This is a genomic window from Coprococcus sp. AF16-22 (assembly GCF_003461545.1).
GTDB classification, from domain to species: Bacteria; Bacillota; Clostridia; order Lachnospirales; family Lachnospiraceae; genus Coprococcus; species Coprococcus aceti.
In genome coordinates, this window is sequence record NZ_QTXH01000011.1 from 21,946 (window position 1) to 36,070 (window position 14,125).

Genomic DNA, 14,125 nt, shown 5'->3' on the forward strand with positions numbered 1-14,125 from the left:
TTCTATAATAATATATTTTTTGCAAAATCCGACTTATTTCTGCTTGTCCATGATAAGTCTGAGTCCGTGAAGTGTGAGATCCGGATCATACACATCTATGCAGTCCGTGTTCTCATATATCATCTTTCCAAGTCCGCCGGTAGCCACGACTTTCATGTTGTCGTATCCTGACTCCTTGCGCATTCTCTTCACTATATACTCTGTCTGGCCAATATAGCCCATGCACACACCGGCCTGCATACTGGATATCGTGTCCTTGCACAGTATCGTCTCAGGCACCTTTATCTCTATCTCAGGAAGCTTGGCTGTTCCCGTCCACAGAGCATTTGCAATAAGCCTTATACCCGGCGATGTGACCTCAGCCTCAAACACGCCATCGGCATTGATGAGGTCGTACGTTGTGGCAGTTCCAAAGTCCACCGTGAGAACCGGTCCGCCATACATGTGATAAGCCGCAACTGCGTCAACTATTCTGTCAGCTCCAAGCTGCTTCGGGTTTGGCAGCGCTATATTGATCCCCGTCTTTATTCCCGGCTCAACTATGAGTGGTGTTATTCCAAAATATTTCTTTATGCCATTCACCAGTGAATGCATGATCTTCGGAACAACCGAAGCGATTATAACTTCATCTATAACATCAGTTGACAACTGTCTCATTCTGAGCCAGTCGCACAGAAATACTCCGTACTCATCCGATGTTCTCGATATCCCGGTGGTCATCCTGAAGGTCTTCTCCAGGCGTTCTCCGTCAAACAGTCCTATCGTAATATTTGTATTTCCAGCATCAATAGCAAATAACATGCCCTTTTTTCCTTCCTGATCTTCCAATTATTTTATATCATTCATTTACAAGACTGTTAATGTCAACACCCTGTATAAATATCTTATAGAACAGCTCCAGACTCTGGAACAGCTCCTTCTTTTCATTCTGCAGCTTCTTGACCTTGAGTCCGCATCCTATGTCGTCAAATAACAGGTCATCCTCAAGTGCCCTCGTCTGTATCTTCAGATTGCCGGCGTCGTCAAACACCAACATAAATATTCCTCCGACCTCCTGTGTAAACGCTCCACACATGGCGTGAAGCTCGTCCTTTATCTCATCAGGAAGCTTTGAAAATTCCTTGTTCAGATAAAACTTCTGATTATATATCGAGCTGGCGCACAGAACAAGCTCGCCATCCTCTGTCCTAGTTGAAATCTCCATAACCGCTCCTATCCTATAACGTCCGCCATATCGTACATTCCTGCAGGCTTGCCCTTGAGGAACTTTCCTGCCTCAACAGCACCCTTTGCAAATACTGACTTGGAATATGCAGTGTGCTTGAACTCTATAACCTCATCAATACCTGCAAATATCACCTCATGCTCTCCAACTATAGTGCCGCCTCTGACAGCAGAGATTCCGAGCTCCTTCTTATCTCTCTTCTTTCTCACCTGGCTTCTGTCGTACACATACTCATACTGCTCATTGCATGCCTCATTGATTGAATCAGCAAGAGCAAGAGCTGTTCCGGATGGAGCATCCACCTTCTGGTTGTGATGCTTCTCAACTATCTCTATATCATATCCGGCTGGTGAGAATACCTTCGCAGCATCCTTCAGAAGCTTCATGAGTGTATTGATTCCCAGTGACATGTTCGCTGACTTGAGTATGGCAACCTTTGCACTGCACTCCTTTACCTTTGCAAGCTGCTCATCTGAGAGACCTGTTGTACAGAGAACTATAGGAGTCTGTGTCCTCACACCGTAATCGAGGAGCTTGTCAACAGCTACAGCCGCTGCAAAATCTATGATGACATCAGCCTCGACATCGCAGGCATCTATATCTGTAAATACCGGATATCCGTTATCCCTGTTGTCCACAACATCTATTCCCGCTACGATCTCGGCATCAGGATCGCCTGCAACGATACCTGTTATTACCTGTCCCATCTTTCCATTGCAACCATGCATTATGATCTTTACCATGTCTGTCTATCCTCCATATATATAAGCTTTGTCATTTGTTGTCGTCTTTTGTGTGGTCTATGCACGCTGACATGCGCATATATTTCAACATGTACTCCATTTTACACATTTGCTGTCCATTGTGCAACGTTTATATCCACCTCGGCAAATAAAAATGTCTGCAGCCAGTTGAGACCGCAGACATCTGTATTGTTTCTATGATAATTACAGTCCTAGAGAACTCCGTACTCTTCCATTGCCTTCTTGAGCTTCTCCACGTTCTGTGGCTCCATCTCAGTGAGCGGCATTCTCATTGTTCCATCACACATACCAAGAAGCTCTACAGCCTTCTTGACAGGTATTGGATTGACCTCGCAGAACAGTGCGTTGCAGAGGTCGATGGCCTTAAGCTGAAGATCAAGGCTTCCCTGAACATCTCCGTCAAGATATTTCTGAACCATATCGTGTACGTCCTCAGGGATTATATTGGCTGTTACTGAGATAACTCCCTTTCCGCCAAGTGAGAGAAGAGGTACAACCTGATCGTCATTTCCTGAGTAGATATCTATGCATCCCTTTGAAAGACTTGCAAGCTTTACGACCTGGCTTATATTACCTGAAGCTTCCTTGATACCGACAATGTTCTCAACATTCTGTGCAAGATATACTGCTGTCTCCGGCTGGATATTGCAGCCTGTACGTGATGGCACATTGTAAAGGATTATAGGCACATTTACTGAATTTGCAACGGCTGTGAAGTGTGCGATGAGGCCCTTCTGTGTAGCCTTGTTGTAATATGGTGTAACCACGAGCAGACCGTCCACTCCGTAGCTCTCTGCCTCTGTTGAGAGATATATTGCTGTTGCAGTACAGTTTGAACCTGTTCCTGCTATTACCTTTATTCTGTGATCAGCGAACTCTACACACTTCTTCACGCACTCAAGATGCTCCTCGTGTGACAGTGTTGAAGCCTCGCCTGTTGTTCCGCAGATAACTATGGCATCCGTCTTGTGTGCTACATGAAACTCCACGAGCTCCTTGAGCTTATCATAATCCACATCTCCATTTTCAAGAAATGGTGTTACAAGTGCAACTGCTGAACCGGTAAAAATTGACATATTGTCGTCCTCCTTAAAAATAAATAGTCGATACAATATAGCATAAAAATGGGCTGGCAAAAAGCCAACCCATAAAAACATCTCATTCTTACAAGTAGCTCTCCATCCTCAGATGACAGTCATACAGTTCTTAACTGCACAACCAGCAACAGATCCTGTGGAATATCCATCACTTCGGCGGTCTTCCCTTTCGTCAGGCATCTTCTGCATCCACATGCATCAGCCTGCTTAATCATTAATCCCGCGCCTCTACTATATTGTATTCAGTTTAATCTTAGATAGTGCTACTATATCACCGCATCCAGACCATGTCAACCATATATTTTACTGCATGCTTCACAAGGATTCCTCCCACTGACGTGGGCCCCTCCTTATGAAATGTTGTGCAGGCGCATTCCTATGCGCTTTGCGCGGCGCCTGCGTGCTTCACAAGGATTCCTCCCACTGACGTGGGCCCCTCCTTATGAAATATCATTCAAGACATTCCATCTTGCTCACAGACACCTCGTATGCCACCTTGCTGATCACCTGGTCATTGTCGATACGCTTCTGATACTCCCTGCTCTGGATCCTTCCCCAGATGGCCACATGCTCTCCTACCTGGAGTTTTCCGGCAAATCTCGCATTTCTGCCCCAGCAGATACATGGTATGTAATCGCTCTTGCCGTATGCTCTGTTGACCGCCAGCAGCACATCCGCGATCTCCCTTCCAAGGGGCGTCATCCTGTACACAGGTGCCTTACATATGTAACCGTCAAGATAGATCTGATTTGGTCTGTTCTCCTCCTCAGCATCATCCTCGTCGATGGTCTCGATCTCTCTCACAAACACAGACAGTATAAGGCGGTTTCTGGTCTCCTCATGCTTGTTGTATGACCTGAACTGTCCCTTTGCCATGATGCGCTCCCCTATGTGGGATTCGTTCACATCGAACAGTCTGTCAGACACCATGAGCGGAATAGTATCGTAAGCATCGCTGAGTCTGCTGACGATGAGATCCACCATATAGAAGCCCTCGCCAAATATCTCGTGGCTGAACACGAACTCTGATGCTATCTCTCCTGCCACCACTACCTGATTGTTGTTTAATGTTTTTTCAGTCATATTTTCTCCCTCCGTTATAACAAACTTTTGCATACTTTAAAAGTTATGCCACGCAGTACAAAAATATGCTGTCTTGTTTAATCTAGTTTTGTCGGTCTCTCTTTCGCTGTCTCATTACCTCATACGACAAAAGAGTCGCCGATATTGCAGCGTTCAGCGATTCGACTTTGCCCTCCATCGGAATCCTGAGAAGTCTGTCGGCTCTGCACGCCACCTCATCCGTCAGGCCATTTCCCTCATTTCCTATGAGGAACGCCACCCTGTCCGGGAATCCTATGTCGTAGAGATCGTCGCCGTCCAGATGTGCTCCGTACACCACAACGCCTGACCGTCTCAGCTCCTCCACGGTCCCGGGCAGGTCATCGCACATGACAAATGGCACCCTGAATATGGCACCCATCGTCGATCTGACTACCTTCGGATTGTACGGATCGCATGAACCTTTTCCTATAAGCACGGCGGTCACACCTGCTGCCTCGGCGCTTCTGAATATAGTTCCCATATTTCCGGGATCCTGGAGCGTATCCAGCACAAGAAATGTCTCTCTGTCATTCCTGCCGAGCACGGAATCAAGCTGATAATGCATGCATTTCACCACAGCCATACACCCCTGTGGAGTCTTGGTCTGTGACACCCCTGCGAACACTCCGTCGCTGAGTATCCAGGTATTCCTGCCATCAAGCACACCCATGCTCTTGAATTCATCCCTGTATTCCTTAAGCGCACTCTCCGACAGATACACATCCTGAACATTCTGAAGCGGAAGCTCCCTGAACATGCGTATCCCCTCGACCACGAACACGTCTCTGTCCTTTCTGAGCTTTGCATCCTTGTTCAGCTTATTAAGTTCCTTTATCCTCGGATTACTGTTTGCTGTAATTACTTCCACTTTTTTCTCCTTTTGCGGTATTTCTGTCACACTTTTCTGAGCAATACCCTGTCTTTGCCGTATTCCATCTGGAGCGCATACACCACGCCGGAATTCTCATCCACACAGAATCCCCGGCCCATATTCTTCGCCTGTCTGGACTTCTTGAGCTGCACGTACACCGGACATGTGCCCTTGTACTCCTCAAGGATCGACATAAATGCAGACTCGTTCTTCATGTATTCGTCCACATCATCGAACAATACCCAGAGCTGGCTGTTGCTCTGAACAGGCTTCTGTCTGTTGTTCCATGGCTTCCCCGACTGAAAGCTCTTGCCACCTTCTGCCTCCTCAAAGCTTATCATATCCGACAATATGAGCTTGTTTTCCTTCTCACCGAGATTCGCCCTGCCCCTGACAAACACTCTGGAATCCACCAGAAGTCTGTCCCTGAACTTCTCGAAATCCCTCGGGAATACTATAACCTCGACCTGTCCGACCAGATCCTCTATCGTCACATACGCCATATTCTGATTGTTCTTGGTGAGCTTCACCGTCACCCTTGATATGAGTCCGCCGATGACATACATTGCATTGTCCTGAAGCTTCTGTCCATCTCCGTCACCCTGATCACGGCTCATCTCATCGTCATCCTCGGTGTCCACCACGAAATCCGTCGCCTGAGCCGTGCATGTTCTCTGCATAAGCTCGATATATTTGCCAAGCGGATGTCCCGATATATACACTCCGAGCACAGACTTCTCAAGCGCCAGCTTCTCCTGATCCGAATACTCCTCCACATCAGGGTAAGGTACAAGATTGCTCTGCACAAAATCGTCTCCCATCAGGTCAAACAGAGACATCTGCCCGGACTCCCTGCTCTTTCTCTCCCTTGCTGCTTCCTCCGCTATGGCCGGAAGAGCCATCATCATCTGCTTTCTGTTTGCTCCCATATCATCAAATGCACCGCTGAGTATCAGAGCTTCCACAGTTTTCTTATTTGTATCCTTTGAAGGCATCCTTGTGAGGAAATTCCTGAGATCCTTAAACGGTCCATTCTTGGTTCTCTCCGCCTCTATCCTGTCGACAACAGCGCCTCCGACACTCTTGATACCGGAGAGGCCGTATCTTATCTTGCCGTTGCTTATGGAGAACTTTGCCACTCCCTCATTTATATCCGGAGGGAGCACCTCAACACCCATCTGCTTGCACACGCTTATATACTTTGCAACCTTGCCATTGTTGTCAATTACCGATGACATCAGCGCAGCCATGAACTCCACCGGATAGTAATACTTCAGGTACGCTGTCTGCGCCGCAAGTACCGCATATGCCACGGAGTGGGACTTGTTAAATGCGTACTCCGCGAACTTCATCATCTCGTCAAATATCTTATTTGCCACGGTCTCCGAGATTCCATTTGCCACACATCCCGGAACATTGAGCTCCTTGTTGCCGTACACAAAGTTATGACGCTCCTTCTCCATCTCCTCAGGCTTCTTCTTCGCCATGGCTCGGCGCACAAGGTCACTTCTTCCCAGCGTATAGCCCGCCAGCTTCATAACGATCTGCATTACCTGCTCCTGGTAAATGATACATCCGTAAGTCGGCTCAAGTATCTCCTCAAGCTCAGGGGTATCATAGTGAACCAGCTCACGGTTCTCCTTGCCCCTGATGTAGTCGTCTATGAACTGCATAGGACCCGGTCTAAACAGAGCAACACCGGCAATTACATCGTCCAGACTCTGCGGCTTCAGCTTCATCATGAAGTTTCTCATGCCCTCACTTTCGAGCTGGAACATACCCTCGGTCTTTCCCTGTCCCATGAGTCCAAGTATATTCGGATCATCGTAATCTATATTGTCTATGTCTATATCCTTGCCTGTTGTCTGCTTGACCAGCTTGACTGTATCCTGCACAACAGTCGCCGTACGGAGTCCCAGGAAGTCCATCTTGAGCATTCCCAGATGCTCCACCGTGTTTTTCTCAAACTGGGTTACCACCGCGCCCTCGGCTCCGACTGACAAAGGCGCGTACTCCTCTATGGCTTCACGGCCTATAACCACTCCCGCCGCATGCATTCCTGCATTTCTAGGGAGTCCCTCAAGCTTTCTGGCTATATCCACAAGCTTCTTGATCTCGTCCGAGCCCTCGTACATATCCCTGAAATCCTTGCTCGTCTTGAGTGCTATATCTATAGTCATATCCTTCTCTGCAGGTATTGCCTTTGCAAGGGAATCACACACCGCATACGGGAGATCCATGGCTCTTCCAACGTCTCTTATGACGTTTCTTGCGCCCATGGTCTGATATGCTATTATCTGTGTCACGCACTCCTCGCCATATTTCCTTACACAGTAGTCGATAACCTCCTGACGTCTGATATAACAGAAATCTATATCAATATCCGGCATGGATACTCGCTCCGGGTTCAGGAATCTCTCGAAGAGAAGGTTGTACTGCAAAGGCTCAATTGTCGTTATGTCCAGACAGTAAGCAACCACACTGCCAACCGCCGAACCTCTTCCAGGTCCAACTGCGATTCCCTGCGATTTTGCAAAATGAATGAAATCCCACACTATCAGGAAATAATCCACAAATCCCATGCTCTTTATGACAGACAGCTCATAATCTATTCTCTGTCTGACCTCGTAGCCGTGGGTTCCCTCGGCCATCTTACCGGACTCCTCATATGTAAGTCCGTACTTTTTCTCCATACCCTCATATACCAGATGATCCAGATATTCCTCCGCGGTATATCCCTCCGGCACATCGAATCTCGGAACCTTCTGCTCGCCAAATACGATATTCACATTACACCGCTCTGCGATCTTATGTGTATTCTCCAGAGCCTCCAGGGCATATGGGAACAGCTCATCCATCTCCTCCTTTGATTTGAGGTAGAACTGACCTCCATCATAGCGCATTCTGTTCTCGTCCTGAACCTTGTGGTTAGTCTGTATACACAGGAGAACATCATGTGCCTCCCAGTCCTCGGCATAGATGTAGTGCGAATCATTTGTCACGACCATAGGGATACCCAGTTCCTTTGACAGACGCATGATCCCCGCATTCACAGTTGCCTGCTCAGGTATTCCGTGATCCTGCATCTCCAGAAAATAGTTTTCCTCGCCAAATATATTCCTGTATCTTATCGCAGTCTCCTTCGCACCGTCATAGTCGCCCTTTCTGAGCTTTGTCGCAACCTCACCGGCAAGACAGGCGCTGAGCGCTATAATTCCCTCATGGTACTTCTCCAGCACCTCCATATCGACCCTCGGCTTATAGTAAAAGCCCTCGGTAAATCCTCTGGTCACGATCTTGGACAGATTGTGATATCCCAGATCATTCTCCGCCAGAAGGACGAGGTGATAATATCTGTCATCACCCTTTCCAACTTCCCTGTCAAATCGTGATCCCGGACTGACATACACCTCACATCCGAGAATAGGTTTTATCCCCTCTCTGAGACAAGTCTCATAGAACTCTATAACACCGTACATGACGCCGTGATCCGTTATTGCGAGGGAATCATATCCCAGTTCCTTTGCCCTGCGCACAAGTCCGTCTATCTTCGCCGCACCGTCCAGCAGACTGTAGCCTGTATGCACATGCAGATGTGTAAACTCCATATGTCTCCTCCTTATTTGTTATGCAGTATCTCCCGCCTTATATAGTCAAATGTATAATCTTCGCCCTTCTCAGCCAGAGTCGTTAGCATGTCCTCCAGCAGATCCGCCGATTCAGGGTGCAGATGATGTCTGGATCTGCCCCTCAGATAATACTCAAGCGGAAATGAATCCGTATACTTATCACCATTATAATTCTTGCTGGCAGCCACCCTGTCGCAGAACATCTCCACAACGTACTTCTCCGGCATGCGCATTCCCACCAGCTCCACACAGTTCCTGTCAACACTGTAGTCTACCCAGTATTCCAGATGGTGCTTGTTTCTTCCCTTGTGGTGCAGCCATGCGCTTGAATACCCCTTGCTCTCGCGCTCCGCATCATTCGGGCTTCTTGTTCCCTGATAATACTTTGCCCCGACTGAGAACTCAGTCCACGAATACTTTGACAGATCGTGCACAAGCCCCTGCCAGTATAATCCGCACTTAAAGCAGTTATGCATGACCATTCTCTTATGTCTGTTTATGGTTTTCAAATGTCTGTACCATTTTGGAGCATCCATATCATCCCGTCCTTTCCCACTGAGTACAAAAGGCTGCCGCAAAAACTTTTGCAGGCAGCCTTCCTCAATATTGAAGCCGAAAAAGGGACTCGAACCCTCGACCCACGCATTACGAATGCGTTGCTCTACCAACTGAGCTATTTCGGCATCTATAAATTACTACCATACGCTATCGGTTAGAAACACCAGATACCATATAGCGGTATATTTACCAATCCTTTATCGACAAACATGTCATCTGTAGATATCCTCACTGAAGTCTGATTGTCATATCTCTGTTTGAATACTCTGGAGCTCTGAGCCTTGGTGTGCGGACTTGTCTGAACATCCACTGGAATGACCTCTCCATCGCCCTCATACACGAAATCAACCTTCGCTGTGGCCGATGAGATCCAGAAATACAGATCACCGATACTCCTGTTCACATACAGCTCTGCAAGAGCGTACTGCTCTGCTATAACTCCATCCATCATATCAAGAACATTATCTGTGTCAATATCCTGAACCAGAATACCAGCCATGACCCTGAGCAGGCCATGATCAAGATGATACAGCTCAAATGACTTGTCATCCTTCTGGTTTGCCAGAGGAAGCACTCCATTCCTGACTCTGTACACCTGACGCACAACGCCCATCCTGACGATCTGATCAACTGACGCCTCGTACTCCCTGGCACGGGCCTTCGGATCAACGTATCCATACATGAACTTCTTGTTCTCCTTGGTAAGCTGAACCGGAATACTGTTCCATATCGCCATGACCTTGGTAAGATATCTCTTCGGAGTGGAGTTTATCAGATATTCAGTAGTTCTGTCAAGTATAGACTTCAAAACCACATCAACTCTTCTGAGATCTCCTGTCTTATAATATTCATCCACCGCCTCCGGCATTCCTCCGGTCACGAAGAAAGTCTCAAGCATTGTCTGGACGCTGTCCCTGACCTCATCCGGCATCGGTGTGATCTTCTGGTTCTCTATAAATGCACAGAGCTTTCTGCCCTTTCCCGCTTTCAGGAATTCCTCAAAGTTCATAGGCATCATCTCATATACGCATATGTCATCCTGGCACTCTTCCTCTCCCGGGATTGGTCCACAGGATGTCGCAATGACACAGATCCTGCAGTCAGTATTGTATCTGCTGTACTCAACAAGGTTGCCGAGCAGTCCCACACAGTTCTGCGCATTGTCAAATATAAGAAGCTTATCCTTGAAATCATACTTGTCAAGCGACGTTGTAAGCTTGGCATGAAGCTTCTCCGGTCTCCTCTCCTTTGCTGCATATGCGGCAAAGTCCGGATACTTGTCCATATCTATTATTATATGATCCTCAAAAAATCCCATGGCAAAATCAGCCACAGCCCATGTCTTGCCAACAAACTTGCCACCACGGACAACTGCAATCTTATCCGCTCCGGTCTCATACCATGTTGCAAGGTCATTCATAACATTTCTAAACAAGCATCTCACCTCGATTCGACCACTTTTTCCAAATCTATTATAGGATACCACTAAAAATTTGCAATGTAAATAGTTAAACCCATATCATTGCACTCTCTGATTTTTTATCACTTTATACTATTCATACAGGAATTTTTCCCTGAAATACGTCTTAAGTGCTGGTTCATCGATATCCATATACTTCATCACAACCTCATACAGGAACTCCTTATAATATTCCCAGTCTTTTCCCGACATATCCAGCTCCTGTACATCCTCATAGAATATCTCTCCAAGCTTATTACGAAGTCTTATAGTCGCTACATATAAGTTGATATTACCATTTGCATTCTCTGACTTCACCACATCCACCGTCATGTCTCCATACTTCAGATGGGTCTCTCCACGCATGATCCTTACTTCCTTCTCAATGCGCAAAAGGCATTTCTCCTCAACCATATCCCGCAGGAAATACCCACGATTTTCAAAGAGATATTTCTTTATGGACATGAGAATGATCTCATTCTGAGAATAACCGGTATAATCAGATAATCTCTCCAAATCCCTCGCCATTCTGGAATCCATTCTCAAAGGCTTGCTCGTGAGCTCTCTCTTGTTAAGTCCCGGCATAATATGCTCCCTTTCTCTATCCCTATGGGGTAAAAAACCCGGAGGAGATATGTCCTCCGGGATCATTCTGATCTAATTGATATCCTGTTGTATTACTCTCCCTTGCCGATCGACAGGAATCCACTCTCATTAGCCTTCAGCAGGAATGCAAGACCGATGTTCTTCTTGCCCTCCTCTGTCGCCTTGTAGATCTCACCTGTCTCAACAAGAGACTTGGCTATTGCAACTACGACATCCTTGAACTGCATCATCTGACGTCTGTCCTTGGAACTCAGTTTGAATATGTACTGGTTCTTGGAGCTTATCAGAAGGATGCTGAATGTATGTACGTTATCCTTTGAAGCCCTTATTGCAGATCCGATCATTCTTGAGTTTGCAATGATCACATCCGCATTCTCATCAGGCAGATACTCTGAAACTATCAGCTTGTAGATCTTCAGGTAATCCTGCTCTGCCGTAGCATTGACAGGCATCTCGGCAACTGCAAACTCAACGACTGAATCAGCCATCTTGATAGTACCGCCGTCATCGTTGATGACTGAGTTACACTCCTTTGGAACACAGAGTCTGAAGAACTTGTTCTCCACAACCTTCTGTCCCTTGGCCGGCTCTCTGAGTATGAGGTCTACATAGTTCATCTCCAGCTTGTTCATGGCAACTATCGCTGACTCATCACCGGTCTCAGCAAGATCGATAAGAGCGTCATACAGGCTCCATATCTGCTGGGTAGTTGTAGGCACAAGTCCGATAAGTTTCTCTATAGCCGGAACATATCCCATACTTGCATTCTCTATGTACAACTTGATGGCCTCGTCGTTTGCCAGGCCCTTCTCAACCTTGTAATTGATGACCTTGAACAGGTTCTCCTTATCCCAGTCATCGAAGTTCGCATTGAACGCCTTCTCGAAATACTTGATACTCTTGATTTCGCCCCTGTAGTTATCCTGCTTCTCCTGTACCTGATAGATTCTTCCGAGCTCATATCCGGCACGGGCGCTTCCAAGACCAAGTGCCTCAAGATAAGCCTTCTCAATCTCATATGGTGTTGCAATGTAGAAGATCTGTCTCTGCTTCATCATGGCTATCTTGATAGCCGCTGACTCGCTTCCGGCCTCCACTGCACGCTCCCACTTCTCAACGGCTGTCTGAAGGTCCTCTCCCTTGAGATCCTCAAGATCCTTGATATAGCCCTCAGCCTCCTGAATACCGTTCTCTCTGGCCTTCTTGAAGTAAGACAGTGCCTTGCCTCCGTCTCTCTTCGTTCTGAGCAGACCGTAATAATATATTCTTCCAAGATAGAATGCAACTCTCTTGTGTCCAAGACGCTCTGCATTCTCATACCAGTTAACTGCCTTCACATAATCCTTGAGCTGCTGGTCGTATACGATTCCAAGAAGGAATGCAAGCTCAGGATCCTTAGTCGCCTCAAACAACTGCTTTGCATAGCTTATAGTCTTCTCAACATCCCTGTACGGGCTGTCCTCATCGTAGTACAGCTCTATCAGAAGGTAACTTGCCTTTATGCTTCCAAGCTTAAGAGCCTGCTTTGCGGCTCTCATGGCACCCTCATAATCCTCAAGGTAGTAGCAGTATATAGCCTCGTTATAATACTGCATATCCTTTCTGTTGGCACTGTGGTCACTGGCCAGTGTAGGATCTACAAACGCAAATGAGTTGGCTGTCTCAAATATGATCTCCTCGTACTGCTCTATGATCTCCATAGTAGCACATACGAATCTCATACATGCCAGTCTACGTCCATGATAGAAGGCAAATGACACGATTCCCTTCTCCATGTCCTTGTGATAGTAAGTCGTACATATTCCATCTGCATACTCTGTGACATACGCCTTGAGCTGCAGCTCTTCGTCAAACGCATCGTTACAGTATCTCAGGTAGTTCTCAAGAGTCATCTTTGAATCCTTTGGCACACTGTCATAATATACATACATTGCAAAATCCTTATATGTAAGACTTGGTGCGTAATACTCCTCGCCTGTCGACTCGTTGATCGTCTTCACCCAGCCCTTTGGAAGCTTGTGTATGAATCCCTCAACCTGATCATGTACATATGTGTACTGATACTGAAGTCTTGAAGCCTCGATAACCTTGTAACGCGGCTCCTTTCCCTTTGCCTTTCTGGCCTCTGCTATATCCGTGTACAGCTTGTCCTTCTCCTCGAACTCAAGGCTGTCACCATGGGTACTCATGTACTCAACTCTCTCGTATGAAGCCTTTGCCTTGGCATCACCGGTATCAGCAAGCTTCTTGTACCACATCATGGCCTTGTCCAGATCGATAGGCACAACATAATCACTCTTGTTGCCGTACTCATCCACTCTGTTAAGTCCGCTCTCGTATATTGAACCGAGGCTCATATACGCTGCCTTTATACCGTAATCTGTGGCTGCAAGCTCATAATACTTGATTGCCTTTGAGAAGTTCTGAACCTCCAGAAGCATCTTGGCAAGCTTGAATATAACATCGCCGTCATGGTTCTGATTCACATACTTCTCGTAATACTTGGTAGCTTTATTCAGATCCACATCCACAACTGCGTTGCGGTACTTTCCCTTCTCATAAAACTCTGCAAGTGCAAGAAGAGCATCATCCCCATATGACTTATACTGCGCATCCATTATTCCTATGTCTGCAACCTGTTCAAGTATGTTTACTGATTCCTCAGCATCTCCGTTGTCCATAAGGTTCATGGCCTTGTTGAACTGGAGCTCCACATTGTTGACCGGTTCCTTCTTTTTGGAAAATCTGGATACGAATGGTATCTTCTTTAATAATCCGTCAAAAAATCCCATATCCTGTTCCTCCGACAAAT

The 14,125-nt window shown here is 46.7% G+C and carries 11 protein-coding genes, 1 tRNA gene and 1 riboswitch; all 12 genes read right to left on the reverse strand.

The window, feature by feature from the left end; genetic code table 11:
- Positions 1-33 precede the first annotated feature (33 nt).
- The 12 genes from DWW60_RS11200 to DWW60_RS11255 all read right to left on the reverse strand — a co-directional run bounded on the left by DWW60_RS11200 (position 34) and on the right by DWW60_RS11255 (position 14,105).
- Positions 34-801: a type III pantothenate kinase gene (locus DWW60_RS11200; protein WP_015533274.1), complete on the reverse strand. Its 768-nt coding sequence runs from the start codon at positions 799-801 to the stop codon at positions 34-36.
- A 37-nt stretch (positions 802-838) separates the two neighbouring features.
- Positions 839-1,204 (reverse strand): DUF6145 family protein, encoded by a 366-nt coding sequence (locus DWW60_RS11205; protein ID WP_015533275.1) that lies wholly within the window; start codon positions 1,202-1,204, stop codon positions 839-841.
- An 8-nt stretch (positions 1,205-1,212) separates the two neighbouring features.
- Positions 1,213-1,968: a 4-hydroxy-tetrahydrodipicolinate reductase gene (dapB, locus tag DWW60_RS11210; RefSeq protein WP_022216597.1), complete on the reverse strand. Its 756-nt coding sequence runs from the start codon at positions 1,966-1,968 to the stop codon at positions 1,213-1,215.
- Positions 1,969-2,180: 212 nt separating this feature from the next.
- Complete coding sequence (dapA, locus tag DWW60_RS11215; RefSeq protein WP_117875402.1) at positions 2,181-3,065, reverse strand: 4-hydroxy-tetrahydrodipicolinate synthase; 885 nt, start codon at positions 3,063-3,065, stop codon at positions 2,181-2,183.
- Positions 3,066-3,152: 87 nt separating this feature from the next.
- Positions 3,153-3,325, reverse strand: a riboswitch (Lysine riboswitch).
- Positions 3,326-3,536: 211 nt separating this feature from the next.
- Entirely contained in the window at positions 3,537-4,169 is a 633-nt protein-coding gene (locus DWW60_RS11220) for a single-stranded DNA-binding protein (RefSeq protein WP_015533280.1), read from the reverse strand.
- Between the two features lie 82 nt (positions 4,170-4,251).
- Positions 4,252-5,058 carry a TrmH family RNA methyltransferase gene (locus DWW60_RS11225; protein ID WP_117875403.1) on the reverse strand — a complete coding sequence of 269 codons (807 nt, stop codon included), beginning with the start codon at positions 5,056-5,058 and terminating at the stop codon, positions 4,252-4,254.
- Positions 5,059-5,084: 26 nt separating this feature from the next.
- On the reverse strand, positions 5,085-8,669 hold the full coding sequence (locus DWW60_RS11230; RefSeq protein WP_117875404.1) for a DNA polymerase III subunit alpha: 3,585 nt from the start codon (positions 8,667-8,669) through the stop codon (positions 5,085-5,087).
- 11 nt (positions 8,670-8,680) lie between these two features.
- The gene (locus DWW60_RS11235; protein ID WP_015533282.1) at positions 8,681-9,226 is read right to left on the reverse strand and encodes a DUF5662 family protein; all 546 of its coding nucleotides are present in this window, start codon (positions 9,224-9,226) and stop codon (positions 8,681-8,683) included.
- Between the two features lie 74 nt (positions 9,227-9,300).
- Positions 9,301-9,373: transfer RNA gene (locus tag DWW60_RS11240), tRNA-Thr, on the reverse strand.
- A 29-nt stretch (positions 9,374-9,402) separates the two neighbouring features.
- A complete protein-coding gene (locus tag DWW60_RS11245; protein WP_022216601.1) occupies positions 9,403-10,683 on the reverse strand; it encodes a DUF4143 domain-containing protein in 1,281 nt (426 codons plus the stop codon).
- A 117-nt stretch (positions 10,684-10,800) separates the two neighbouring features.
- A complete protein-coding gene (locus DWW60_RS11250; RefSeq protein ID WP_015533284.1) occupies positions 10,801-11,292 on the reverse strand; it encodes a hypothetical protein in 492 nt (163 codons plus the stop codon).
- A 92-nt stretch (positions 11,293-11,384) separates the two neighbouring features.
- Positions 11,385-14,105, reverse strand: a complete 2,721-nt coding sequence (locus DWW60_RS11255; RefSeq protein ID WP_015533285.1) for a tetratricopeptide repeat protein — start codon at positions 14,103-14,105, stop codon at positions 11,385-11,387.
- Positions 14,106-14,125: the final 20 nt, after the last annotated feature.

Coding starts and splice junctions, on each gene's coding strand:
- dapB (WP_022216597.1), bottom strand. CDS start 1,968: ATGGTAAAGATCATAATGCATGGTTGCAATGGAAAGATGGGACAGGTA.
- DWW60_RS11205 (WP_015533275.1), bottom strand. CDS start 1,204: ATGGAGATTTCAACTAGGACAGAGGATGGCGAGCTTGTTCTGTGCGCC.
- DWW60_RS11235 (WP_015533282.1), bottom strand. CDS start 9,226: ATGGATGCTCCAAAATGGTACAGACATTTGAAAACCATAAACAGACAT.
- DWW60_RS11200 (WP_015533274.1), bottom strand. CDS start 801: ATGTTATTTGCTATTGATGCTGGAAATACAAATATTACGATAGGACTG.
- dapA (WP_117875402.1), bottom strand. CDS start 3,065: ATGTCAATTTTTACCGGTTCAGCAGTTGCACTTGTAACACCATTTCTT.
- DWW60_RS11250 (WP_015533284.1), bottom strand. CDS start 11,292: ATGCCGGGACTTAACAAGAGAGAGCTCACGAGCAAGCCTTTGAGAATG.
- DWW60_RS11230 (WP_117875404.1), bottom strand. CDS start 8,669: ATGGAGTTTACACATCTGCATGTGCATACAGGCTACAGTCTGCTGGAC.
- DWW60_RS11255 (WP_015533285.1), bottom strand. CDS start 14,105: ATGGGATTTTTTGACGGATTATTAAAGAAGATACCATTCGTATCCAGA.
- DWW60_RS11220 (WP_015533280.1), bottom strand. CDS start 4,169: ATGACTGAAAAAACATTAAACAACAATCAGGTAGTGGTGGCAGGAGAG.